The sequence below is a fragment of the Rhodococcus sp. OK611 genome (assembly GCF_003050885.1).
Classification (GTDB): domain Bacteria; phylum Actinomycetota; class Actinomycetes; order Mycobacteriales; family Mycobacteriaceae; genus Rhodococcus_G; species Rhodococcus_G oryzae.
Genome location: NZ_QAOZ01000003.1, coordinates 40,512 through 64,594, shown reverse-complemented (window position 1 = coordinate 64,594; position 24,083 = coordinate 40,512). Strand labels below are relative to the sequence as shown.

Genomic DNA, 24,083 nt, shown 5'->3' with positions numbered 1-24,083 from the left:
TCAGCCCCCCTGCCGCAGTCCGGCTTCGATGACGGCCCGCCCGATCGGTGCCGCGACCGAGCCTCCGGTCGCGGCCAGGGCGCGGTCGCCGCCGTTCTCCACGAGCACGGCGATCGCGATCTCCGGGTTCGCCGCCGGGGCGAACCCGATGTACCAGGCGTGCGGTGGGGTGTTGCGGGGATCGTTGCCGTGCTCGGCGGTTCCGGTCTTGGACGCGATCTGGACGCCGGGGATCTTGTTGCCGCCGCCGGTGTTGTTCTCCGAGCCGACCATCAGGTCGGTGAGCGTCGCGGCCACCTGCGGGGACACCGCCTGACCCAGCGACTCGGGGTGCGTCGTCGCCAGGTTCGACAGGTCGGGACTCTGCAGCTGGGCCACCACGTGCGGCTGCATCCGGACGCCGCCGTTCGCGACGGTCGCGGCGATCACGGCGTTCTCCAGCGGGGTCAGCGCGACGTCGCGCTGACCGATGCTGGACTGCCCGAGCGCGGCGTCGTCGGGGATCGATCCGACGGTGCCGTCCGCGACCGGCATCGGGATGCCGGGCGAATCGGGCTGGATGCCGAATCCGGCGGCCTCGTCCTTGAGGGCGTCGGCGCCGGTCCGGATGCCCAGCTCGACGAACGCCGTGTTGCAGGACCTCGCGAAGGCCTCCCGCAGCGAGGCGGTCGGACCGCCGCCGCAGGTGCTGCCGTTGTAGTTCTCCAGCGTGGTGTTGGTGCCGGGCAGCGTGATGTTCGGCGCCGCGGTCAGCTGCTCCTCCGGGTTTGCCCCGTTGCTCAGCGCGGCGGCGGTGACCACCACCTTGAACGTGGAGCCGGGCGGATAGGTCTGCGAGATGGCCCGGTTGAGCAGCGGCTTGTCCTCGTCCTCGTTCAGCGCCTCCCAGGCCTCGGTGCTGACCGCGCCGTCGTGGCTGGCCAGCAGGTTCGGGTCGTAGCTGGGCGTGCTCACCATCGCCAACACCTCGCCGGTGCTGGGCCGGATCGCGACAACGGAGCCGGTGTAGCCCTTGGCGGTCAGCTGGTCGTACGCCACCTGCTGGACGACCGGGTCGAGAGTGGTGACCACGTTGCCGCCGCGCGGGTCGCGGCCGGAGACCAGGTCGAAGAACCGTCGCCCGAACAGTCTGTTGTCGGAGCCGTTGAGCACCTGGTCCTCGGTGCGTTCGAGTCCGGTGCTGCCGTAGAGCATCGAGTAGAAGCCGGTGACCGGCGCGTTCGCGAACGGGCTCGACGGTGCCGCCGGGTTCGGCGGATACGTGCGCAGGTACTTGTACCGGTCGTCGGTGGGGACCGACGCGGCCAGCACCTGACCGCCCGCCGAGATCTGTCCGCGCTGACGCGAGTACTCGTCGAGCAGGACCCGGGAGTTCCGCGGGTCGGTGCGCAGGTCGTCGGCCTTGATGACCTGCACGTACGTGGCGTTGGCCAGGAGTGCCACCACCATGACCATGACCGCCATCGCGACGCGGCGCAGGGGCGTGTTCATGGGCGCCTCAGCATTTCGGTCGGTGCGTCCGCGATGGGGGCGGGTCCCTTCTTCGTGGGCTTCGGTGGGGTCCGCGCGGAGTCGGAGATCTTGATGAGCAGCGCCAGCAGCAGGTAGTTCGCCAGCAGCGAGGAGCCGCCGTACGACATGTACGGGGTGGTCAGGCCGGTCAGCGGGATCAGCTTGGTCACACCGCCGACGACCACGAAGACCTGGATCGCCACGGTGAACGAGAGCCCGGCGGCGAGCAGCTTGCCGAAGCTGTCACGCACCGCCAGCGCGGTCCGCAGCCCGCGGATGACGAAGATCAGGAACAGCATCAGCACGGCGGCCAGGCCGATCAGCCCGAGCTCCTCGCCGATCGTGGCGACGATGAAGTCGGTCTTCGCGAACGGGACCTGGGACGGCCGCCCGCTGCCGAGGCCGGTTCCGGCGAGCCCGCCGGTTGCGAGCCCGAAAAGCGACTGCGAGATCTGATACCCGGTGTTGTTGTAGTCGCCGAGCGGGTCGAGCCAGGTGTTCACCCGGACCCGGACGTGGCCGAAGAGCTGATAGGCGAACACGAACCCGAGCGCGAGCAGCCCGCCGCCGATCAGCAGCCAGCCGACCCGTTCGGTGGCGATGTAGAGCATCACCAGCACGGTGCCGAACAGCAGCAGCGAGGTGCCCAGGTCCTTTTCGAGCACCAGCACGCCGATGGAGACGATCCAGGCGACGAGGATCGGCCCGAGGTCACGGGCGCGCGGCAGGTCCATGCCGAAGAAATGCCTGCCCGCCGTTGTGAACAGCTCGCGCTTGGACACCAGGACGGAGGCGAAGAAGATGATCAGCAGGATCTTGGCGAATTCTCCGGGCTGAATGCTGAAGAACGGCAACTTGATCCAGATCTTCGCGCCGTTCACCTCGGACATCGACGACGGCAGCACCGCGGGGAGTGCGAGCAGCACCAGGCCGGCAAGGCCCAGGGTGTAGCTGTAGCGCGCCAGCAGTCGGTAGTCCTCGAGGAACACCAGCACCGCGATGAAGCCGGCGATCGCGAGCGCGGTCCACAGCACCTGCTGATTGGCGTCGGGGGAGGGGATCTCCCACCCGAAGGAGGCCGCGGTCGCGGCGTCGGCGAGGTCGAGCCGGTGGATGAGCACCAGTCCGAGACCGTTGAGCAGCGCGACGATCGGCAGCAGCAAGGGGTCGGCGTGCGGCGCGAACCTGCGCACCGCGAGGTGGGCGATGACGAACAGGACCGCATAGGCGAGCGCGTACTTGGCCAGGTCGAGGGTGATCTTCTGCTCCTGGCTCGCCTCGACCAGGATCAGCGACAGGGTGGTGATCGCGATGGCGCAGCAGATCAGCACCAGTTCGACGTTGCGTCGGTTCGATTGCACGGGTGCGGGCGCGAACCCTCCGGCCGGACTCGGGAAGGAGGGCCCCGACGGTGCCGCGGAGACAGACATCAGCGGCCGGTCCTGCAGTTCTGCCCGGGCACCTGTGCCTGAGCCAACTCGGAGGGGCTGAGCGGCGGCGCCGCGGTGGTGGTGGGCGTCGGCGGCGCCGCGGACGGCGGCGGTTGGGTGGGCGGCGAGGCCGGGATGGTCGGCGCGGCGGGGGCACCGGTCGCCGGGGGAGCTGGGGGCGCGGGGGGCGCGGCGGTGACGCTCTGGCACACCGGGAGCAGGTCGGCGGTGGCGAGACGGCTCATCTGACGCTTGGCGTCGTCGAGGCTCCCGGACGGCAGGCCGGCGCGCACCTGTTCACGCGCGGAGGGCTGCAGGTCGTCCACCATCAGCAGGGTGCAGTTCGTCGGCTCCGCGTCCGGGGTCACCAGGCTCAGCGAGCCGCTGTTGGTGATGCACCCGACGAGGTTCGCCTCCTGCAGCGAGTACCCGAACACGGAACCGGGGACGCCGCGCAGCACGGTCACCCGGCTGTCATCCGCACCCACGTAGTAGTTGCTGCGGATCAGGCTGCGCCCGACAACGAGTCCCACGACCACGACGGCGATCAGCCCCAGTCCCAACAGGATCCAGGTCAGTCGTCGCTTCGGCTTCGCGGCCTCGGTGTCGACCGGGCCGGTCACCCGGCGCGGGGTCGCCCGCGGCGGGCGCATGGCGGCGGCCCGTCCGGCGGCGGTGTCCGGCGGCGGGGAGTCGTCCTCGTCCTCGTGGGAGGCGGCGCCCGCCACGATGGGATGGCTCTGGCCGTAGTCGAGGTCGATGACGTCGGCGACCACCACCGTGACGTTGTCCGGTCCGCCGCTGCGCAGCGCCAGTTCGATCAGCCGGTCGGCGGACTCGCCGTGCTCCCCCTCGCCGAGCACCTCCGAGATGGTCTCGTCGCTGACGACATCGGAGAGTCCGTCGGAGCACAACAGGTACCGGTCGCCCGCGCGGGCCTCCCGGACCGTGAGCGTCGGCTCGATCTCGTTGCCGGTCAGCGCCCGCATGATCAGCGAACGCTGCGGGTGGGTGTGCGCCTGCTCGGCGGTGATCCGTCCCTCGTCGACGAGGGACTGGACGAAGGTGTCGTCGCGGGTGATCTGGGTGAGCACGCCCTCGCGCAGCAGGTATGCGCGCGAGTCGCCGATGTGCACCAGGCCGAGCTTGGTGCCCGCGAACAGGATCGCGGTCAGGGTGGTGCCCATGCCGTCGAGTTCGGGCTCCTCCTCGACCTGATCGGCGATGGCGGCGTTGCCCGCGCGGGTGGCGGCCTCGAGCTTGCCCAGCAGGTCCTCGCCGGGTTCGTCGTCGTCGAGATGCGCGAGGGCCGCGATCATCAGCTGGGAGGCGACCTCGCCTGCGGCGTGGCCGCCCATGCCGTCGGCGAGCGCGAGCAGCCGGGCGCCCGCGTACACGGAATCTTCGTTGTTCGAGCGCACCAGGCCGCGGTCGCTGCGGGCCGCGTAACGGAGGACGAGGGTCACGGGCGCAGCTCGATCACGGTCTTGCCCACGCGAACCGGGGTGCCGAGGGGCACCCGCACCGCGGTGGTCACCTTCGCGCGGTCCAGATAGGTGCCGTTGGTCGATCCGAGATCCTCCACGTACCAGTCGGTTCCGCGCTGGGACAGCCGGGCGTGCCGGGTGGAGGCGTAGTCGTCGGTGAGCACGAGGGTGGAATCGTCGGCTCGGCCGATCAGGACGGGCTGCGCGCCGAGCGTGATGCGGGTGCCCGCCAGCGCGCCCTGCGTGACGATGAGGAACTTGGCCACCTTCGGCTTGCCGAACGAGGGCAGCACCGAGGCGCTCCGCGAATACCGGGGCGGGACACGCACACCCGAGGCTGCGTAGACGTCACTGCGCAGGGCACGGAGCACGCCCCAGACGAACAGCCACAGCAACAGCAGGAAGCCCGCCCTGGTCAACTGCAGGATGAGTCCCTGCACGGCGGTCCACCTCCTCATTCGTGGCGATCGGGTGGTCCCGAACTCCTGCATTTTATAGGCAGCATCCTATGGCGATGCGGCCTGTGTCGATCGCTATATGGGTGCGCAACCACCATACGGAATCCGAAGAGGCTTCCGCTGGTTCGGCTGTTACCGCCGTGGCGGATCAGAGGATACGGACCAGGATCTCGGAGTTGCCCGCGCGGATCACATCACCGTCGGCGAGCTGCCAATCCTGAACCGGGGCGCCGTTCACGGTGGTGCCGTTGGTCGAGCCGAGATCCGAGAGCATCGCGACCTGGCCGTCCCAGCGGATCTCGATGTGGCGACGCGAGACTCCGGTGTCGGGCAGCCGGAACTGTGCCTCCTGACCGCGGCCGATCACGTTGCGGCCCTCGCGGAGCTGGAAGTTGCGGCCGCTGCCGTCCTCGAGCTGCAGGGTGACCGTGAAGGTGCGGTCGGCATCGAAGCCCGAGTACGCGCCCGCGCCCGCGCCGTACTGCTGCTGGTCGTAGGCCGGGTAGTCCTGGCCGTACGCGCCCTGCTGGTAGTCGTAGTTCTGCGGGGCCTGCTGGGCCGGGTAGCCGGAGCCCTGCTGCTGCGGCGGGTACCCGGGGGACTGCGGCGGGTAGGCCGGCGCGCCCTGCTGGTAGCCGCCCTGCGGCGCGTAGGGATCGTTGGCGGGCTGGGCGTACGGGTCGTTGCCGCCCTGCTGCGCGTAGGGATCGCCTGCGCCCTGCGCGTAGGGATCGTTCGCCGGCTGGGCGTACGGGTCGTTGCCGCCCTGCGCGTACGGATCCTGGTAGCCGCCGCCGTAGGGGCGCTCGTAGCCGTTGCGCGGCTGCTCGCTCGCGTAGCCGTTGTTGCGCGGCTGCTCGCTGGGGTAGCTGTTGCCGTTGGCGTACCCGTTCGAGGCGTATGCCGGCTGGTATTCGGGCCGGCCCTCGTTGTCCGCGGGCTCGCGGTTGGCGTCGTAGCCTGAGTTCTGCGTCATGGGGCCAGCTCCTGGGTTCGGATGAGCGGAGGGTCGAGGTAGCGGGACTGCGTGCACTTCCGGGCCTGGGCTACGAGCCGGTGGCCGCCCCGCGTCGGGGTCCACCGTCCCGCTGGTCCGGAACTGGCCCGTGTGCAACGCCGGGCTCGGTTCGAACCGCACGGTGATGGGGCCATAGGTCTGCCATCCCTGGTCGCGGATGAAGCCCTCAAGGTGTCGGGCGAAGGCCTTGACTGTCAAGTCCCGGTCCGTCGCCAGTTCGTCGTGATCGGATTCGTTGATGGTGATCACGTACATGTTGGGGGCCAGCAGGTGTCCGCCATCGAGGTGCTGAACCCGGTCGGTGGCCTCCTGCTGGAGTGCGGATTCCACCTCTTGGGGCATGACGCCGCCTCCGAAGACCCGGGCAAAGGCATCCCCGACGGCGCCCTGCAGCTTGCGCTCGAATCGCTGGACGATCCCCATCGTGGCTCCTCTCCGGTCCCGGTGGCGTGTCGCGGCCTCGATGCCGCCACTGCATGATATCTACCTTTGCCCGATGCCGGTGTGGGTGATCGCTTCCTTCGCAGGTCGAAGGGGCGAATCGTCATTCCCGACCGCCACGTGTTAATGTTTCCGGCGTCGCTCGGGCGAGTGGCGGAATGGCAGACGCGCTGGCTTCAGGTGCCAGTGTCCTTCGGGACGTGGGGGTTCAAGTCCCCCTTCGCCCACCATGAGCAGTTCGATGAACTGCGACGAACGAGGTCACGAACTCGAAAGAGTTCGTGGCCTCGTTTTTTTGGTTGATTTGGCCCATATGTCTCTCAAGAGGCCGTGGCCGAACTCATCGCGTCAGATGGGGCGTTCAACACCCGCCCGATGCGAGCTGCGCCCGATGCCGCTGCACCCCGCTACGGGGCTCCCGCGAGGCGTAGTCCTTTGACTCATCGGCCAGTTGGGCTGCGACCCGGCTCTTGCCGACGTCGGAAGCTCCGCCGATCGGCAGTGTGTCCCAACGGTGTTCCCGTCACGGGGCGAACGTATCGCGTGGGCTCCACGTCGGCCGCGGGGGTGTTCTCCTGCGATGTCGCCGATGCTCCGACTCCGGTGATCGACACGAAAGCTCGTGACGTCTCTCACAATCCAGCGAGTCACGATCCGGTCACGCTATGGTTACGTCAACACTGACCGCAGCTGACTTGATCGCTGCGGTCAGTCGTCATTTCGGGGTCCTTTCGCGGTCCCGCGTCATCCGAGCCTGGTCGCCAGGCCGATCGCGACATCCCGCAGCGGCGTCAGTCGGGTGGTGGTCGCCATCTTCCCCATGGTCCTCGAGGCGCGTACCAGCGCACGGGTGGGCCGCCGACGGCGCCGGTCGTAACGACGCAGGGCCTCGGACACGTCCGCGCTCTCGGTCAACGCCCTGCCGAGGGCCACCGCGTCGACCACCGCCTCGCAGGCTCCGCGGCCCAGGTTCGGTGCCATCGCGTGTGCCGCGTCGCCGATCAGGGCCACGTTGCCCCGTACGTACGACGGCAGCGCCGGGCTCTCGTAGAGGTCGTGGTGTAGCAGCGTGGCGGTGTCGAGCCGGTCGAGGATCGCCCGGACCTCGGGGTGCCAGCTGCCGAACCGCTCGCGCAGGAAGGCGGCGCCGCCGTCGGAGTTGTCTGGTCGTTCCGCAGGCTCCACTCCCGCGATGTCCGGTTTCATGCGGACCGCGGCGAAGAAGTTCGTCAGGCCACCGTCGCGCGGGCTGATCCCGAAGAGCGCGCCGTCGCCCCAGGTCTCGGCGGAGTTGTCGGCGGTGCCGGACACCCAGCCCCGCCAGGCGGCCATCCCGAGCGGGCGGGGGCGGTAGCGCTCGCCGAACACCGCGTCCCGGATCCGGCTGTTGATGCCGTCCGCGGCGATCACGACGTCAGCCCCGTCGCCGGTTCGGTCGCCGGTCGTGTCGTAGCGCAGCACTCCCGGCGCCAGCGGCGCGGCCAGGGTGCTCAGCAGCGCGGGCCGCGACAGCAGGGTGGTGGACCCGCCCCGCACCGTGATGCGGGCGATCGCGGTGCCGTCCGGGCGCAGCAGTGCGCCGGACGACTGCGGTACGCCGAGCTCTCGGACCCGGTCGCCGAGTCCGATCGCGTCCAGGGCGGTGAGCGCCTGCGGCCACAGGCCGAGCGCGGTGCCGGTGTCGGGCAGCGCATCGGCGCGTTCGTGCACCCGAACCTCCCATCCGGCCCGGATCAGGTAGTTCGCGGCGGTGAGGCCGCCGATGCCGCCGCCGACGACGGTTGCTGTTCGCCTCATATCCGACACGTTACTACGGATGTAGTGACAATACTACTGTTGTAGTGTCGCAGCATGTCCGGTAAGCGCGAGCGCGTCCTCGACGCCGCCATCGAGGTGCTCGGCACCCGCGGCCTCCGTGGGATCACGCACCGGGCCGTGGACGAGGTCGCCGGCATCCCGCAGGGCTCCACCTCGAACTACTTCCGGACCAGGGAATCGCTGCTGGAGGCGGTCATGCTCCGGCTCGTCGAGCGCGATCGTGAGGACTGGAGTGCGCTCGCGGCGGTGCCCCAGCCGGTCTCGGTGGATGAGTTCGTCGCCGGGATGACCGCGTTCGTCCGGTCGGCGACCGGACCGGACCGGGTTCGGACCGCCGCTCGGTACGCGCTGGTCGTCGCCGCGGTGGCGGAGCCGGCGCTGGCCACCCCGCTCGGCCGGGCCAGGGGCGAACTCCTCTCCTGGGCGACCGGCCTGCTCGCGGGGCTCGGAGCGGTCGAGCCGGAGCGGGTGTGCCGAATCCTGGCTGACTACGTGGACGGGATGATCCTGCATCAGTTGTCAACGCCCGCATCACAATTCGATCCCGCGAGCGAGATCGAGGCGGTCATGCGCGCCCTGCTCGGGGTAGATTCCGACGGCCCATGAGCGCCGGGATTCCCGACCTATGCACTGGTCAGGCGGCCAAAAAGGCTAACCTAAGTTGGCGCTCAACGGGGGTGCTGAATTATCGTGTTCGGAACATGCTGGACACACAACCGTCCAGATAGTCACTCAGCCACGTCGGCGGAGGCGGGGACACATCCCGATCACCGTCTGCCGCCGCAGCTGAATGGGCGCGCCGGCCCAGTGTTGCGTCGGCGCTTTGTATTGCCACGTGATGGCCATCAGCGTTGCTGGTCGTCTGTGCATCTGACGCACACGAAGGCTAGGTATGAAGCAATTTCCAGGCCACAGGTCTCCCGGACCCCAGGGCCTCTATGACCCCGCGAACGAGCACGACGCCTGTGGTGTCGCGTTCGTCGTCGACATGCACGGGCGACGCAGCCGCGACATCGTCGAGAAGGCCATCACCGCGCTGGTGAACCTCGAACACCGTGGTGCTGCCGGTTCCGAGCCGAACACCGGCGACGGCGCGGGCATCATGCTGCAGGTCCCGGACTCGTTCCTGCGCGCGGTCGTCGACTTCGACCTGCCCGCCGAGGGTGCCTACGCGACCGGTATCGGGTTCCTCCCGCAGGACGCCGCGGCCGCCGACGAGGCCGCCGCGGGCGTCGAGAAGATCGCCGCGGAGGAGGGCCTGACGGTCCTCGGCTGGCGCGAGGTCCCCACCGACGACTCCTCGCTTGGTGCGATGGCGCGCGACGCGATGCCCACGTTCCGGCAGGTCTTCGTCGTGGCGGCCGACGCGTCGATCACCGGCATGGCCCTGGAGCGGCGCGCCTACGTGGTCCGCAAGCGCGTCGAGCACGAGCTCGGCGACGGCGGGGCGGGTGCGGACGGCCCTGGCCGCGAGTCGGTGTACTTCCCGAGCCTGTCCGGCCAGACCATCGTCTACAAGGGCATGCTCACCACGCCGCAGCTCAAGAGCTTCTACCTGGACCTCCAGGACGAGCGGATGGAGTCGGCGCTGGGCCTCGTGCACTCGCGCTTCTCCACCAACACCTTCCCGTCGTGGCCGCTGGCGCACCCGTTCCGGCGCGTCGCACACAACGGTGAGATCAACACCGTCACCGGCAACGAGAACTGGATGCGCGCTCGCGAGTCGCTCATCGAGTCCGACGTGTTCGGTGCAGGCGCGCTCGAGAAGATCTTCCCGATCTGCACCCCGGGTGCCAGCGACACCGCGCGCTTCGACGAGGTGCTCGAGATGCTGCACCTCGGTGGCCGCAGCCTCCCGCACTCCGTGCTGATGATGATCCCCGAGGCGTGGGAGCGGCACGAGAGCATGGACCCGGCCCGCCGGGCGTTCTACGAGTACCACTCCACGCTGATGGAGCCCTGGGACGGACCCGCCTCGGTGTGCTTCACCGACGGCACCGTCATCGGCGCCGTGCTCGACCGCAACGGTCTGCGCCCGAGCCGCATCTGGGTGACCGACGACGGACTGGTCGTGATGGCCTCCGAGGTCGGTGTCCTCGACATCGATCCCGCCAAGGTGATCAAGAAGGTCCGCCTGCAGCCGGGCCGGATGTTCCTGGTCGACACCGCGCAGGGCCGGATCATCAGCGACGACGAGATCAAGTCGGAGCTGGCGGCCGAGCACCCCTACCAGGAGTGGCTCGACGCCGGGTTGGTCCACATGGCCGACCTGCCCGAGCGCGACCACGTGCACATGAACCACGAGCGGGTGCTGATCCGTCAGCAGATGTTCGGGTACACCAACGAGGAACTGAACGTCCTCATCGCGCCGATGGCCAAGACCGGCGGTGAGGCGCTCGGTTCGATGGGCACCGACACCCCGATCGCGGTCCTGTCGGCCCGCCCGCGCCTGCTGTTCGACTACTTCTCGCAGCTGTTCGCACAGGTGACCAACCCGCCCCTGGACGCGATCCGCGAAGAGGTCGTCACCAGCCTCGGCGGCAGCATGGGACCGGAGGGCGACCTGCTCCACCCGGGCCCGGCGTCCTGCCGCCTGCTGGCGCTGCCGCAGCCGATCCTGAACAACGACGACCTCGCCAAGCTGGTCCACGTCAACGACGACGGTGACTTCCCCGGCCTGCGTTCGGTTGTCGTGCCCGGCCTGTACCGGGTCGCCGACGGCGGCAAGGGCCTGAGCAAGGCGCTCGACGACATCCGCTTCCAGGTGTCCGAGGCGATCGCGGGCGGGGCCCGGATCATCGTGCTCTCCGACCGGAACTCGAACGAGACGTTCGCCCCGATCCCGTCGCTGCTGTTGACCTCGGCCGTGCACCACCACCTGGTCCGGGAGCGCTCGCGCACCAAGGTGGGACTGGTCATCGAGACCGGTGACGCCCGCGAGGTGCACCACATGGCCACGCTCGTCGGCTTCGGCGCCGCGGCCATCAACCCGTACATGGCCTTCGAGACGATCGAGGACATGATCGAGGGCGGCGACCTCACCGGCATCGCCTTCGAGGACGCGGTCAAGAACTACATCAAGGCCGCAGGCAAGGGCGTGCTGAAGGTGATGTCCAAGATGGGCATCTCCACGCTCGCCTCCTACACGGGCGCGCAGCTGTTCCAGGTGATCGGCCTGTCGCAGGAGCTGGTGGACGAGTACTTCACCGGGCTGAACTCCAGCCTCGGTGGTATCGGCCTCGACGAGCTCGCAGCGGACATCTCCATCCGGCACGCGGCCGCGTACCTGAACCGTCCCGAGGAGCGCGCGCACCGCGAGCTCGAGGTGGGCGGCGAGTACCAGTGGCGCCGCGAGGGCGAGTACCACCTGTTCAACCCGGACACGGTGTTCAAGCTCCAGCACGCCACCAGGACCGGCCAGTACTCGATCTTCAAGGAGTACACCAAGCTCGTCGACGACCAGTCGGAGCGCCTGGCCTCGCTGCGTGGCCTGTTCAAGTTCAAGAGCGGTGTGCGCCAGCCGATCTCGATCGACGAGGTGGAGCCCGCCTCCGAGATCGTCAAGCGCTTCTCGACCGGTGCGATGAGCTACGGCTCCATCTCCGCCGAGGCGCACGAGACGCTGGCCATCGCGATGAACCGTCTCGGCGGTCGCTCCAACTCGGGTGAGGGCGGAGAGCATCCGTCGCGCTTCGAGGTGGAGGCGAACGGCGACTGGCGCCGGTCCGCGATCAAGCAGGTCGCGTCCGGCCGGTTCGGTGTGACCGCGCACTACCTCAGCAACTGCACGGACATCCAGATCAAGATGGCGCAGGGTGCCAAGCCCGGCGAGGGTGGCCAGCTGCCGCCGCACAAGGTGTACCCGTGGGTCGCCGAGGTGCGCGGGTCCACCCCGGGCGTCGGCCTCATCTCGCCGCCGCCGCACCACGACATCTACTCGATCGAGGATCTCGCACAGCTGATCCACGACCTGAAGAACGCGAACCCCGCAGCTCGTATCCACGTCAAGCTGGTCTCCGAGATCGGTGTCGGCACCGTCGCCGCGGGTGTCTCCAAGGCGCACGCCGACGTGGTGCTGATCTCCGGTCACGACGGTGGCACCGGCGCCACCCCGCTGACCTCGGTCAAGCACGCGGGCGCGCCGTGGGAGCTCGGCCTGGCCGAGACCCAGCAGACGCTGCTGCTCAACGGTCTTCGCGACCGGATCGTGGTGCAGGTCGACGGCCAGCTCAAGACGGGCCGCGACGTGATCATCGCCACGCTGCTCGGCGGCGAGGAGTTCGGATTCGCCACCGCGCCGCTGGTGGTCTCCGGCTGCATCATGATGCGCGTGTGCCACCTCGACACCTGCCCGGTGGGCGTCGCGACCCAGAACCCGGTGCTGCGCAAGCGTTTCGCGGGCAAGCCCGAGTTCGTGGAGAACTTCTTCATGTTCATCGCGGAGGAGGTGCGTGAGCTCCTCGCGGAGCTCGGCTTCCGCACCATCAACGAGGCGGTCGGCCAGGTCGACGCTCTGGACACCACCGAGGCGCTCGAGCACTGGAAGGCATCCAAGCTCGACCTGTCGCCGATCCTGGCGAAGACCGAGTCGTCCTTCATGGATCAGGACCTGTACTGCACCGGTTCGCAGGACCACGGGCTCGAGAAGGCGCTGGATCAGCAGTTGATCGCACAGAGTCGTGCGGCCATCGACAGCGGTCAGCCGGTGAAGTTCGAGTCGAAGATCACCAACGTCAACCGGACGGTCGGCACCATGCTCGGCCACGAGGTGACCAAGGCGTACGGCGGTGCGGGCCTGCCCGAGGACACCATCGACATCACCTTCACCGGATCCGCGGGCAACAGCTTCGGCGCCTTCGTCCCGAAGGGCATGACGCTGCGCCTGCACGGCGACGCCAACGACTTCGTCGGCAAGGGACTGTCTGGTGGACGCATCGTGGTGCGCCCGCCGCTGCAGGCCGCCGACGGGTTCGTCGCCGAGGAGAACATCATCGCGGGCAACGTGATCCTGTTCGGCGCCACCGGCGGCGAGGCCCTGATCCGCGGCATCGCGGGTGAGCGTTTCGCGGTCAGGAACTCCGGCGCGACAGCGGTGGTCGAGGGCGTGGGCGACCACGCCTGCGAGTACATGACCGGTGGACGGGTGGTCGTGCTCGGCGCGACCGGACGCAACTTCGGTGCCGGCATGTCCGGCGGTGTGGCGTTCGTCTACAACCCGGAGAAGTCCTTCGAGAAGGACCTCAACACGGAACTGGTCGATCTCGAGGACCTCGAGCACGAGGACTTCGGCTGGTTGAAGGGTGCCATCGAACGGCACCGGGACGAGACCGGGTCCGAGGTTGCCGCGCGCATCCTCTCGGACTGGTCTCAGCAGGTGAATCACTTCGTGAAGGTGATGCCGCGCGACTACAAGAAGGTGCTCGTGGCGATCGACACCGCGAAGAAGAACGGAACTGACGTGGACGAGGCAATCATGGAGGCAGCTCGTGGGTGATCCAAGCGGCTTCCTCAAGCACACCTCGCGCGAGCTGCCGGTCCGGCGGCCGGTGCCGCTGCGACTGATGGACTGGAAGGAGGTGTACGAGGACTTCGATTCGAAGACCCTCCGCACCCAGGCCAGCCGATGCATGGACTGCGGTATCCCGTTCTGCCACAACGGTTGCCCGCTCGGGAATCTGATTCCCGAGTGGAACGACCTGGTGCACAAGGATCGCTGGCGCGACAGCATCGACCGTCTGCACGCGACCAACAACTTCCCGGAGTTCACCGGTCGGTTGTGCCCGGCGCCCTGCGAGGCGTCCTGTGTGCTCGGCATCAACCAGGATCCGGTCACCATCAAGCAGGTCGAGGTCGAGATCATCGACCGCGCCTTCGACGAGGGCTGGGTCAAGCCGGTGCGGCCGTCCAGCCTGACCGGTAAGAAGATCGCGATCGTCGGTTCCGGGCCTGCCGGCCTGGCCGCGGCGCAGCAGCTCACCAGGGCCGGTCACACCGTGACCGTGTTCGAGCGGGCCGACCGCATCGGTGGTCTGCTCCGCTACGGCATCCCCGAGTTCAAGATGGAGAAGCGCCACATCGACCGGCGCCTGGTCCAGATGGAGTCCGAGGGCACCATCTTCCGCCCGGGAGTCAATGTCGGCGTGGACATCTCGGCGGATCAGCTGCGCGCGGACTTCGACGCCGTCGTGCTGGCCGGTGGCGCCACCGAGGCGCGCGACCTGCCGATCCCCGGTCGCGAGCTGGACGGCATCCATCAGGCGATGGAGTTCCTGCCGATCGCCAACCGCGTGCAACTCGGCGATGCGGACGCACCGTCGATCACCGCGGAGGGCAAGAAGGTCGTCATCATCGGTGGCGGCGACACCGGCGCCGACTGCCTTGGCACCTCGCTGCGCCAGGGCGCGGAGCTGGTGCACCAGTTCGAGATCATGCCGCGTCCGCCGGAGGCCCGCGCGGACTCCACCCCGTGGCCGACGTACCCGCTCATGTACCGGGTCTCCTCGGCACACGAGGAGGGCGGCGAGCGGGTGTTCGCGGTGAACACCGAGCAGTTCTCCGGAGTGGACGGCAAGGTCACCGGCCTCAGGGCGCACGAGGTCAAGATGGTCGGCGGCCGCTTCGAGAAGCAGGAGGGCACCGACTTCGAGCTCGAGGCCGACCTGGTGCTGCTGGCGATGGGCTTCGTCGGACCGGAGAAGCCGGGCCTGCTGACCGACCTGGGCGTCGACCTGAACGAGCGCGGCAACGTGACCCGTTCCGGCGAGTGGGCGACCAGCGTGGACGGCGTGTTCGTGGCCGGTGACATGGGTCGCGGCCAGTCGCTCATCGTGTGGGCCATCGCGGAGGGTCGCGCCTGCGCGGCCGCCGTCGACAAGTTCCTCGAGGGCGAGACCGCGCTGCCGTCGCCGATCGTTCCCACGGCGGCACCGCAGCGATGATCACGGGCCGGTAACGGCCGGCAACTGAACGGCGAACCCGCCGTCCCGACAGCTCGGGGCGGCGGGTTCGCTGCGTAACGGGGTGATTTCCCGGTCTGTCGGTCATATGGACGAATGTTCAGAAAAGCGGGCACGTATCCATTTTGTGACGGTTAGGCTTCCGGCGATTCTGTGATGTGAGTCACGCCACTGCAACCCACTTCGGTGGGCCGCTCAGGAGGTAACCGTGCTCTTGTCCATGACCCGTCGCTTTGCGACACCGATCGTCGCGGCAACCGCCGCGATGGGACTGCTGCTCGGCGGCGCCGTCACCGCCGCCGCCGATCCGCCGCCGCCGGCCTCGTCGGGCGACCAGTCGGCCGACAACCTGCGATGGAACCTCGGCCTGACCGCCGTGAACGGGACCGCGGTCGACCCCGCCACGCCTGGCGTCAACGTCGTCCACCCGGGCGACACCGTGACCTACACCGCCAAGATCTGGAAGACCGCAGGCATCGGCCGGTACATGACCGCGATCCGGCAGATCCAGCCCGCCGGCTTCCAGTACCTCTCGCACACGGTGAGCAAGCAGTCGAACGTCACCAACGAGGGCGCCGCGGGCGTCAAGGCGACGTGCACCGGGGGCGGTTGCAACTCGGTGCCGATCCTGGGCACCAAGGGTTATCTCGACAACGTGAACTTCGACGTCACCTACAAGATCCCCACGACCCAGCCCTTCGGCGACTACAACGCCGGCTTCGTGTTCGACGTCTATGCGTTCAGCACGCAGTCGGGCGCCAACCCGGCAGGCGCGTGGGTGCGTGTCGTCGACCCCTCCGTCAACACCACCGCGGACCTGCAGGTCCCGGCCACCGCCAAGACCGGCACCTCGGTCGACCTCACCGCGAATGTCGGACCCGCCAACGCGGTCGGTACGGTGCAGTTCAAGGACGGTGCCGCGAACATCGGCGGCCCGGTCGGCGTGGCCAACGGCAACGCCACCCTCTCGCACACCTTCGATTCCGTTGGCGCGCACAATATCTCCGCGGTGTTCACCGGGGGACCTGGCTTCCATGACTCGACCTCCGGGGTGAAGACGGTCGACGTCACCGCCGACACCTCGACCGCGATCCAGGTGGCGGCCACCGCGCTGGTCGGCGACGACGTCCAGGTCACCGCGACGGTCACCCCCGCGACCGCGGTCGGCACCGTGCAGTTCAAGGACGGAGCGACCAACGTCGGCGAACCGGTCCCCGTGGTCAACGGCACGGCCTCGATCACCCGCAAGTTCGACGAGGCGGGCACCCACAGCTTCGTCGGTGTCTTCACCGGCACCGCCGGATTCACCGACTCGGTGTCTCCGCCGGCCGAGCTGATCGTCAAGGACGCCGACTGGGGCACCACCACCACCGTGCTCGAGCCGGTCACCGCGGTCGTCGGAACCTCGGTGAACCTGTCGGCCACCGTGCACCCGATCCCGAGCGGCGGCACCGTCAAGTTCCTCGTCAACGGCACGGAGGTTGGCACCGCTCCGGTTGGCACCGGTGACGGCGTCGCGATCCTGCCGCACACCTTCGGCGCCGCCGGCACCGCCAACGTGGTCGCCGAGTTCACCGGCACCACCGGCTTCACCGGATCCACCTCGCCCGGGTTCACCGTCACCGTGACCGAGCCCGACACCCGTGAGGCCACCACGACGGCCCTCGCGGTCACCGGCAACGCGGCTGTCGGACAGGCCATGCAGTTCAAGGCGACCGTCGCGCCCGCGGGTGCCAACGGCACCGTGCAGTTCAAGGTCGGTACCACCCCGATCGGTGGCCCGGTGGCCGTCGTCAACGGCGTGGCCACCATGTCGCACACCTTCGCGGAGGAGGGCACCTACGGCGTCACCGCCACCTTCATCGGGGGCGCCGGGTTCAAGGACTCGGTCTCCGGTCCGTCCGTGGTGAACGTCGCGGCCGCGGGGACCCCCGGCGGCACGGGCAGCCTCGACACCGGATCGCTGTCCAGCCTCTTCGGTAGCTAGTCGACCCACCCCCATGGCCGGCCCCGGGGCGCGACGCGTGCGCGCCCCGGGCCCGGGTGGGGATCCAGACTTTCCCCTATCTCAGGAGAATTCATGCAGAACAAAAGAATTCGGCGGATAGCGACTCCGATCACCGCGGCGGCCGTCGTCGGGATCACCGTGTTCGGTGGCATGCCTGCCCAGGCCGCCCCGATCACCACCAACTTCACCGCCGCCTGCCTCGCGACCCCGTCGGCCGTCGCCGGACCGCAGGTGCAGGCGCAGCCCTCCTCGGTGACGATCGATGCTCCCGCGACGGTGAATGCCGGCCAGGAGTACGAGGTCACCGTCGCGCCCCCGCCGATCACCTACCCCAACTCGGTGTCGGGGGCGAGCGTGCAAAACGTCTCGCGGATCAAGATCGACATCGACGTGCCACAGAACGCGGAGTTCCTCGGTGCAGACATCGTGCCGGGAACCAGCTCAGGGCTCAGCGGCGTCGCACCTAATGTGTTGCGGGTCAACGAGAGCGGCACGGTCGACCCGAACGGGACCGTCATCCGGCTCTCGGGCAACAATGCCACCATCGGAAACGGTCCCAACTCCAGCAAGAACTCCGAGGGCGGCATCGTCGCGCCCGCGGCGAGCGGCGCGAACACCACCTTCCAACTGCCGAAGGTCAAGGCTCGGCTGCGGGCGGGTGCGTCCGGGAACGTCCAGATCAAGCTGCGCACCGGCGGTGACGCGGGGGCGTGGGCCAACGACAAGAACTTCCTGACGTTCCTGCCGAAGGCGAGCCTGATCATCACCGCATGGGCTCCGACCCAGTGCTCTCCACGTGACGGTGAGAGCGCGCCCCTCAACGGGGGTGCAGGCCCGCTGGCCACGACCAGCATCACCGAGGCGGACAAGGCCACCACCACCACCCTCGCAGGCCCGGGCAGCGCCAAGAACGGCACCCCGGTCACCCTGACCGCCAACGTCGCACCCGCAGCGAACGGCGGCACGGTGCAGTTCAAGGACGGTGACGCCCCGATCGGTGACCCGATCGCGCTGGCGGGCAGCAACGCGGCCTTGACGACGACGTTCACCACCGACGGCGACCACCCGATCACCGCGGTCTATTCCGGCGCGACCGGATTCGTGGGATCCACCTCGGCGGTCAAGATCGTCAAGGTCACCACCGACGCACCGCCGGAAACGGCGACCACCACCACGGTCGAGGCCCCGGCCAACGCCAAGGTCGGCCAGGACGTGAACCTCACCGCGCGGGTCACCCCCGAGGGCACCGGCGGCACGGTGAACTTCATCGTCGACGGCGGGGCTCCGGTGACCGGCATGGTCGGCACCGACGGCATCGCCGTGGCGCCGTACACGTTCACCACGACCGGAACCCACAGGGTGGTCGCGAAGTTCAGCGGCGCGCAGGGTTTCGCGCCGTCGACCTCGCTCGCCTTCCCGGTGAGCGTCACGACGCCCGCACCCGCGGACGTGGAGACCACCACCACGCTCGCGGCACCCGGCACCGTGGAGAAGAACGTCCCGGTGACGCTGAGGGCGACGGTCGACCCGGCCAACGCCAAGGGCAAGGTGCAGTTCAAGATCGGCACCGCGCTGATCGGTGGCCCCGTGGACGTTGTCGACGGTGTCGCGACGCTACCCACCACGTTCCACAACTCCGGCACCTACAACGTCACGGCGGAGTTCACCGGTGACGCCGGGTTCACCAGTTCCGCCTCGGCTCCACAGACGCTGACGGTGCCCGGTGCCACCGGTCCGGGTAACGGCGGCGGACTCGGCAGCCTGGAGAGCATCTTCGGCTCCTGATCGAGGCCGAGCGCTCGGGGTGCGTCGCCGGCTCACGGCCGGCGGCGCACCCGCCGCTCGCGGCGGGGAGGTCTCGCTACACCCCTGCGGTGAGCGCGACGGTCAGTGGGACGACCGTCAGGCAGCAGATCGCGGCCGCGAAGAGGGCGATGACCAGCCCCCGATTCCAGCGGCCGCGGGCGCCGCTGGCCGCGGTCACGAACAGGACGAACCCGACGCAGACGGAGGCGATCGTCACGAGTACGGCGGCATCGACCATGGTTCGATTCTGCCTCGCGTCGGGGGTGGGCCCGCGTGCACCCCGGGGGTATCGCGCGGAGGGTGATCTCGGCGCGCGCAGACCCCGGGGTCTGCGGTAGCGTCTGGTTCATCGTCTGTGCATCTTTTTGATACCTCCCGCGGGCAGTATGGGCTGGCCGGACCGGGAATCGGAAGGAAAGAGGGGGCTCGCACAATGCGCCTGAAGAAGTCCATCGCAGTGCTGTCCACATTCGCTGCTGCCACCGTGGGTACGGTGCTCTCCGGCACGGCCGCGCACGCCGATCCGGCCGGAGGCAATTGCCCGAGCATGTATGTGGTGGCCGTCCCGGGTACCTGGGAGACGTCAACGCAGCCGGACAAGCGTCCCGGCCCCGGCATGCTCGCCGCCGTGACGAACGCGCTTCCCGCGTCGAAGATCCGGTCCGACTACGTCACCTACGCCGCGACCGCGTTCCCGTGGGAGACGGAGGTGTACGGGGCATCGAAGAAGCAGGCCACCGACAACGCGCGCGGGATGCTGGAGGCGATGCAGAAGGCCTGCGCCAATACGCGTTTCGGCATCATCGGCTACAGCCAGGGCGCGGACGCCGCGGGCGATCTGGCCGCGGAGATCGGCACCGGCACCAGCACCATCCGCCCCGAGAAGGTGGCGGCCGTCGGGCTGCTCTCCGACCCCCGCCGCGCGGACAGCGACGTGCTGATCGGCCCGGCCGTGCCGGGCATCGGCTCGGGCGGCCCGCGAATCGGCGGGTTCGGCTGGCTGAGCGATCGCACGGTGACCTTCTGCGCACCCGGGGACCTGTACTGCGCGACCGAGCGCACCGACTTCGTCACCCGGCTGGCCGGCTTCCTCGCACAGAACTCGGATCCGGGCTCCTCGGATTCCCCGCGCTACGGCGACGAGGCGACGATGATCTGGAACGACCTGCTCGGCGCGGGCGGCATCCCCACGCTGCAGAACCAGCTCACCGATGAGGCGAACGTGGGCCGTCGGAAGCAGCTCGAACGGTTCTACGGGTCGGGAGCGCACCAGGACTACCAGGGGTACGCCGTCGACAAAGCGGGGAACACCCCGACCACCTGGTTGGCGGGCTGGCTGCGCGACCGCGCCTGATCGACTGGGGCTCGCCCCGCCGATCACCTCGTTGCGATCATGCGATGAACCCGCTGCTCATCGCGTGATCGACCGGTCCCCGGGGCAGGGGCAACACCGGATTTCTGGTCAAGTGGGGCCAGGGTCCGGCACAATGCCCTGCGACACGGCGGACAGCCCCGCCACGTTGTCGGGCGTGAGGGAGCAGCGGCATGCGATCGTCAGGTGAAGTGGCCTTGGGTGCGCGGGAGCTCGTGGTCGCGCTCGCCTCGGCGATGGAGGCGCAGAGCGAGGAACTCGCGGCGCGGGTGATCGATCGGCTGACCTCCGAGATCGAGGAGGCCAGGGATCCGCTGATCGCCACCATGCAGGTCGCCACCACCGTGGAGTCGCTGGCTTCGATCCGCCAGATCCTGCAGCATCGGATCGAGGCGGGGCGCACCGACGCGCCCGCGACGGCGATCGAGTACGCGCGGCAGCTCGCGCAACGCGGGGTCTCGCTCGCCGCGATGGAGCGGGCCAACCGCCTGTCCACGGACACCGTGATGCGGTGGTGCCTCGAGCAGATGGAACTGCTCAGCGACGACGCTGCGGTGGTCGCGCAGGCCGCGCTGCTGATCATGACCGACACGGCCGGCTACGGCGATCGGGTGGCGCACCAGCTCGCGGCCGCCTACGAGACCGAGCGCGCGCTGTGGCTGCGTCGCAGCAGCATCTCCCGTGAGGCCTGCATCGGACAGCTCCTTACGGGCCGGGCCACGGACCTGGCCGCCGCCGAACTGACCCTCGGATATCGGCTGGCCCAGCGGCATCTGGCGCTGGCGGTGTGGACCGAGCGGGCCGAATCCAGGGACGGCGGGACGAGTTTTCTCGAGCGGTCGGTCGGTGCCCTCGCGGAACGGCTCGGCTGCAACGGCCCACCGCTGGTCCTGCCGCGCGCCGACAACGAGGTGTGGGCCTGGTTGGCCGTCGGGCCGTCGGTCGACCTGTCTGGGATCGGGCCGATCGTGGCCGGCTGGGAGCACCCGGTCACGCTCGCGGTCGGGGTGCCTGCCGACGGGGTGGCCGGATTCCGTCGCACCCACGAGCAGGCGATGTCGGCGCAGCTGGTGGCGCAGAACTCGGCGCGTCGGGGCCCGCTGGTCGTCTCGAGCGCGGACGTCGGCGCGATCGCGTTGATGTGCGCGGACATGCCGGCCGCCGTGAGGTGGGTGCGCGATATCCTCGGTCCGCTGGCCGTGGACGATGCCGCAAGCTATCGGCTGCGGCAGACGATCCGCGTGTTCCTGGCCAACGGCGCCAGCTACACCGCGACCGCGGAACAGCTGAACATGCACAAGAACTCGGTGGTGTACCGGCTCCGCAAGGCGGAGGATCAGCTCGGGCACAAGCTCCGCGACGGCCACCTCGACCTCGAAATCGCTCTGGCGCTGTGTCATTGGCTCGGCGCGGCCGTGCTCGAGGCGGGACCGGATTCGGCCGCCTCGAGCACGGGCGGCTAGCGGACCAGGCTCAGCGGTTCCCGCGTCGCCGTCTTGACGAAGTAGGCGATCTCGTCGATCGCGCGCTGCGCCTCCGGCACCACGTCGGCGGCTGCCTGGAACACGTGCACCTGCCTGCGCCACACCTGGAGCTCGCAGGGCACGCCCGCCTCGGCGAGCCGGTCGGCCATCAGTTCGGAATCGGGCAGCAACAGTTCGTGCGACCCGACCTGGATCAGCACCGGCGGCAGTCCCCGCAGGTCGCTGTCGACCGGGCACAGCCGCGAACGGTCGCGGAGCGACCCGGACCGGCTGTCGGCCCGGTCGGAGATGCGGGCGAGCTCGTCGAGTGCGTGGCTCGGGAGCATGGCGTCGCGGCCCGCGTTGGGGTGCTCGGTCTTGCGGGCCGGATCCATCTCGGTGAGGGGCGAGAGCGCCACGATGCCTGCCGGGCCGGGCAGGCCCTGCTCACGGAGGGCCAGCGGGATCATGAAGGACAGGTAGCCGCCGGCCGAGTCGCCCGCGATGACGATCTGATCGGGCCGGTAGCCCTTGGCGAGGAGCCAGCGGTAGCCGTTGACCCCGTCGTCGACCGCTTCGCCGATGCTGTGCGTCGGGAGCATTCGGTAGTCGACCATCAGGACCGGCGCCTGTGCGGCGGAGGAGATCCGCGAAACGAGGCGCTGGTGGGTGCCGACCCCGCAGAACATGAATCCGCCGCCGTGCAGGTAGAGGACGACGCGATCGCTGTCGGCGCCGTCCGCCTCGACCCACTGCGCGCTGCAGTTGTCGAGCAGGATGGTGTGGCTGCGGGTGCCCTCGATCGGCGGATGCATCAGGGCGCCCATGTCGTCGAGGAACTTCAACGGCCAGGGCAGCGCCGACGCCTTCGCCCACATCGAGATGACCGGGCGCACCGTCATCCGCAGTGCCTGGGCCAGCACACGCGACTGCATGCTGGTGCCGTGGATCTCCTGGCGATCAACCGTGGTCGGGAGGTGGCCCGGCTGCGGCGCGACCGCGCCGTCGACGAAGCGGGCCCGCACCGAACCGAACTCGCGGTCGCCGGCATTGACAAACTCCACAACTTCACTGCTGGTCACGTAGACATCCTTGGGGCTTCGCAGGGAACGCGATCGTCATCGGTGCGCGCGGCGCGGGGGCCGCCTGCGCGGTCAAAATGTGATGGCGGTCACTGACATTTCAAGGACACTAGGGCGGATCGCCCGCCCTGCCACCGGGCGCACCGCACGAGAAATCCGACCGCTTCTGTACTGAGCGTCCAGTTTTTGCGTACAAGCGTCCAGTTCGGGGTTCGGATAAGCCCTCGGGGGGCCTCCGCGGGCAAGTAGCGTGACCGGAAACGGCCGCACGGGGTGGCCTGAGAGAAGGGGAGACGATGTCGGATCTGAAGGTGGTGGCCACCATCGCTGCGAAGCCCGGTTCGGAAGAGATCGTGCGGGACGGTCTGTCCACCCTCGCCGCCGCCAGTCGTGGCGAGGCCGGTTGCCTCGGCTACGAGCTGTACGAATCGTCGGCCGCCCCCGGCACCTTCGTCACGGTCGAGGTGTGGACCGACCAGGAGGCACTGCAGGCGCACATGGCGACGCCGCACCTGCAGGCCGCGTTGGGCACGTTCGGCGCCCACCTGGCGGGTGCGCCGCAGATCCACCCGCTGACCCCGATCGAGGTCTGAGTCCGGTATCCGGACCGGGTCGTTACGGGCGGTGCCGGATCAGCAGGTCCCGCACATGGCCGGTCTCGTTCACCGAGGCCACCCGGGCATTGCCGTTGCGGGACACCAGGACACGGGTGATCGACGCGTAGTCGATCGGGAAGGTCAGCGGGCGGTCGAGGCCGAGCAGGCCCTGCAGGTACACGTTGATGACGCCGCCGTGCGCGAACACGGCCACGGTGTCCTCGTGGTCGGCCCCCGCGACCACCCGGTCCAGGCCCTCGTGGACCCGGGACCGGAACTCCCGCTCGTCGACGAAGTCGGGGAGGTGCCCGGCCAGGATGCGCGCATAGGCCTCCGGCGCGATCGTCTTGGCCTCGTGGATGGGCACGTAGTGCGCATGGCCGTGGTCGTACTCGGCCAGCCCGGCATCGGCGGCCACGGTCAGCCCGCGGGCCGCCGCGACCGGCGCCGCCGTCTCGAGGGCGCGCCGCTGCGGGCTGCTGACGATCGCCGAGATCGGGTACGGGTCGAGGGCGGCGGCCAGCCGCCCGGCCTGTGCGTGACCCTCCGCTGTGAGGCCCGGGTCCGCGCCGTCGGCGGACTCGGCCGAGAGGATTCGTTCGGGCAGCGCATGACGGATCAGCAGCAATTGCACCC

General features: G+C 69.2%; 17 protein-coding genes and 1 tRNA gene. 9 read left to right on the top strand and 9 right to left on the bottom strand.

Going from position 1 to position 24,083, the window contains the following annotated elements:
- From C8K38_RS04200 to C8K38_RS04180, 5 genes are all read right to left on the bottom strand, one after another.
- Positions 1-1,491, bottom strand: a complete 1,491-nt coding sequence (locus tag C8K38_RS04200; protein ID WP_097210727.1) for a peptidoglycan D,D-transpeptidase FtsI family protein — start codon at positions 1,489-1,491, stop codon at positions 1-3.
- Positions 1,488-2,942: an FtsW/RodA/SpoVE family cell cycle protein gene (locus C8K38_RS04195; RefSeq protein WP_097210726.1), complete on the bottom strand. Its 1,455-nt coding sequence runs from the start codon at positions 2,940-2,942 to the stop codon at positions 1,488-1,490. Before C8K38_RS04195 ends, C8K38_RS04200 begins: the two co-directional genes overlap by 4 nt.
- Positions 2,942-4,408: a PP2C family serine/threonine-protein phosphatase gene (locus C8K38_RS04190; protein WP_097210725.1), complete on the bottom strand. Its 1,467-nt coding sequence runs from the start codon at positions 4,406-4,408 to the stop codon at positions 2,942-2,944. Before C8K38_RS04190 ends, C8K38_RS04195 begins: the two co-directional genes overlap by 1 nt.
- Positions 4,405-4,869, bottom strand: coding sequence for an FHA domain-containing protein FhaB/FipA (locus tag C8K38_RS04185; protein WP_077044015.1), 465 nt, complete (start codon positions 4,867-4,869; stop codon positions 4,405-4,407). Before C8K38_RS04185 ends, C8K38_RS04190 begins: the two co-directional genes overlap by 4 nt.
- 166 nt (positions 4,870-5,035) lie before the next feature.
- On the bottom strand, positions 5,036-6,328 hold the full coding sequence (locus C8K38_RS04180) for an FhaA domain-containing protein (protein ID WP_097210724.1): 1,293 nt from the start codon (positions 6,326-6,328) through the stop codon (positions 5,036-5,038).
- Positions 6,329-6,490: 162 nt separating this feature from the next.
- Here C8K38_RS04180 and C8K38_RS04175 point away from each other — a divergent pair.
- Positions 6,491-6,576: transfer RNA gene (locus C8K38_RS04175), tRNA-Leu, on the top strand.
- 514 nt (positions 6,577-7,090) lie between these two features.
- On the opposite strand, the gene C8K38_RS04170 is transcribed toward C8K38_RS04175, so the two are convergent.
- Entirely contained in the window at positions 7,091-8,143 is a 1,053-nt protein-coding gene (locus tag C8K38_RS04170; protein ID WP_097210723.1) for an FAD-dependent monooxygenase, read from the bottom strand.
- A gap of 54 nt (positions 8,144-8,197) precedes the next feature.
- On the opposite strand from C8K38_RS04170, the gene C8K38_RS04165 reads away from it, so the two are divergent.
- From C8K38_RS04165 to C8K38_RS04145, 5 genes are all read left to right on the top strand, one after another.
- Positions 8,198-8,770, top strand: a complete 573-nt coding sequence (locus tag C8K38_RS04165; RefSeq protein WP_097210722.1) for a TetR/AcrR family transcriptional regulator — start codon at positions 8,198-8,200, stop codon at positions 8,768-8,770.
- Between the two features lie 286 nt (positions 8,771-9,056).
- Complete coding sequence (gene gltB / locus C8K38_RS04160) at positions 9,057-13,658, top strand: glutamate synthase large subunit (protein WP_097210721.1); 4,602 nt, start codon at positions 9,057-9,059, stop codon at positions 13,656-13,658.
- Positions 13,651-15,102, top strand: coding sequence for a glutamate synthase subunit beta (locus tag C8K38_RS04155; RefSeq protein WP_097210720.1), 1,452 nt, complete (start codon positions 13,651-13,653; stop codon positions 15,100-15,102). Before gltB ends, C8K38_RS04155 begins: the two co-directional genes overlap by 8 nt.
- A gap of 226 nt (positions 15,103-15,328) precedes the next feature.
- Complete coding sequence (locus C8K38_RS04150) at positions 15,329-17,107, top strand: Ig-like domain-containing protein (RefSeq protein ID WP_257017151.1); 1,779 nt, start codon at positions 15,329-15,331, stop codon at positions 17,105-17,107.
- A 93-nt stretch (positions 17,108-17,200) separates the two neighbouring features.
- Positions 17,201-18,913 (top strand): Ig-like domain-containing protein, encoded by a 1,713-nt coding sequence (locus C8K38_RS04145; protein ID WP_097210718.1) that lies wholly within the window; start codon positions 17,201-17,203, stop codon positions 18,911-18,913.
- A 76-nt stretch (positions 18,914-18,989) separates the two neighbouring features.
- Here the strand turns inward: C8K38_RS04145 and C8K38_RS04140 are convergent, their stop codons facing one another.
- Complete coding sequence (locus tag C8K38_RS04140; protein WP_097210717.1) at positions 18,990-19,172, bottom strand: hypothetical protein; 183 nt, start codon at positions 19,170-19,172, stop codon at positions 18,990-18,992.
- Between the two features lie 195 nt (positions 19,173-19,367).
- Here C8K38_RS04140 and C8K38_RS04135 point away from each other — a divergent pair, with 195 nt between their 5' ends.
- Both C8K38_RS04135 and C8K38_RS04130 read left to right on the top strand, forming a co-directional pair.
- Positions 19,368-20,288 (top strand): cutinase family protein, encoded by a 921-nt coding sequence (locus C8K38_RS04135; RefSeq protein WP_097210716.1) that lies wholly within the window; start codon positions 19,368-19,370, stop codon positions 20,286-20,288.
- A 191-nt stretch (positions 20,289-20,479) separates the two neighbouring features.
- Positions 20,480-21,769: a PucR family transcriptional regulator gene (locus C8K38_RS04130; protein WP_097210715.1), complete on the top strand. Its 1,290-nt coding sequence runs from the start codon at positions 20,480-20,482 to the stop codon at positions 21,767-21,769.
- Here the strand turns inward: C8K38_RS04130 and C8K38_RS04125 are convergent.
- Positions 21,766-22,851 (bottom strand): alpha/beta hydrolase, encoded by a 1,086-nt coding sequence (locus tag C8K38_RS04125; RefSeq protein ID WP_257017148.1) that lies wholly within the window; start codon positions 22,849-22,851, stop codon positions 21,766-21,768. The genes C8K38_RS04130 and C8K38_RS04125 overlap by 4 nt on opposite strands.
- A gap of 296 nt (positions 22,852-23,147) precedes the next feature.
- Here C8K38_RS04125 and C8K38_RS04120 point away from each other — a divergent pair, with 296 nt between their 5' ends.
- Positions 23,148-23,444, top strand: a complete 297-nt coding sequence (locus C8K38_RS04120; protein ID WP_097210714.1) for a putative quinol monooxygenase — start codon at positions 23,148-23,150, stop codon at positions 23,442-23,444.
- A 22-nt stretch (positions 23,445-23,466) separates the two neighbouring features.
- Here C8K38_RS04120 and C8K38_RS04115 read toward each other — a convergent pair whose 3' ends face one another.
- Entirely contained in the window at positions 23,467-24,081 is a 615-nt protein-coding gene (locus C8K38_RS04115) for a histidine phosphatase family protein (protein ID WP_097210713.1), read from the bottom strand.
- Positions 24,082-24,083: the final 2 nt, after the last annotated feature.

Coding starts and splice junctions, on each gene's coding strand:
- C8K38_RS04120 (WP_097210714.1), top strand. CDS start 23,148: ATGTCGGATCTGAAGGTGGTGGCCACCATCGCTGCGAAGCCCGGTTCG.
- C8K38_RS04165 (WP_097210722.1), top strand. CDS start 8,198: ATGTCCGGTAAGCGCGAGCGCGTCCTCGACGCCGCCATCGAGGTGCTC.
- C8K38_RS04135 (WP_097210716.1), top strand. CDS start 19,368: ATGCGCCTGAAGAAGTCCATCGCAGTGCTGTCCACATTCGCTGCTGCC.
- C8K38_RS04180 (WP_097210724.1), bottom strand. CDS start 6,328: ATGGGGATCGTCCAGCGATTCGAGCGCAAGCTGCAGGGCGCCGTCGGG.
- gltB (WP_097210721.1), top strand. CDS start 9,057: ATGAAGCAATTTCCAGGCCACAGGTCTCCCGGACCCCAGGGCCTCTAT.
- C8K38_RS04170 (WP_097210723.1), bottom strand. CDS start 8,143: ATGAGGCGAACAGCAACCGTCGTCGGCGGCGGCATCGGCGGCCTCACC.
- C8K38_RS04145 (WP_097210718.1), top strand. CDS start 17,201: ATGCAGAACAAAAGAATTCGGCGGATAGCGACTCCGATCACCGCGGCG.
- C8K38_RS04200 (WP_097210727.1), bottom strand. CDS start 1,491: ATGAACACGCCCCTGCGCCGCGTCGCGATGGCGGTCATGGTCATGGTG.
- C8K38_RS04195 (WP_097210726.1), bottom strand. CDS start 2,942: ATGTCTGTCTCCGCGGCACCGTCGGGGCCCTCCTTCCCGAGTCCGGCC.
- C8K38_RS04140 (WP_097210717.1), bottom strand. CDS start 19,172: ATGGTCGATGCCGCCGTACTCGTGACGATCGCCTCCGTCTGCGTCGGG.
- C8K38_RS04130 (WP_097210715.1), top strand. CDS start 20,480: ATGCGATCGTCAGGTGAAGTGGCCTTGGGTGCGCGGGAGCTCGTGGTC.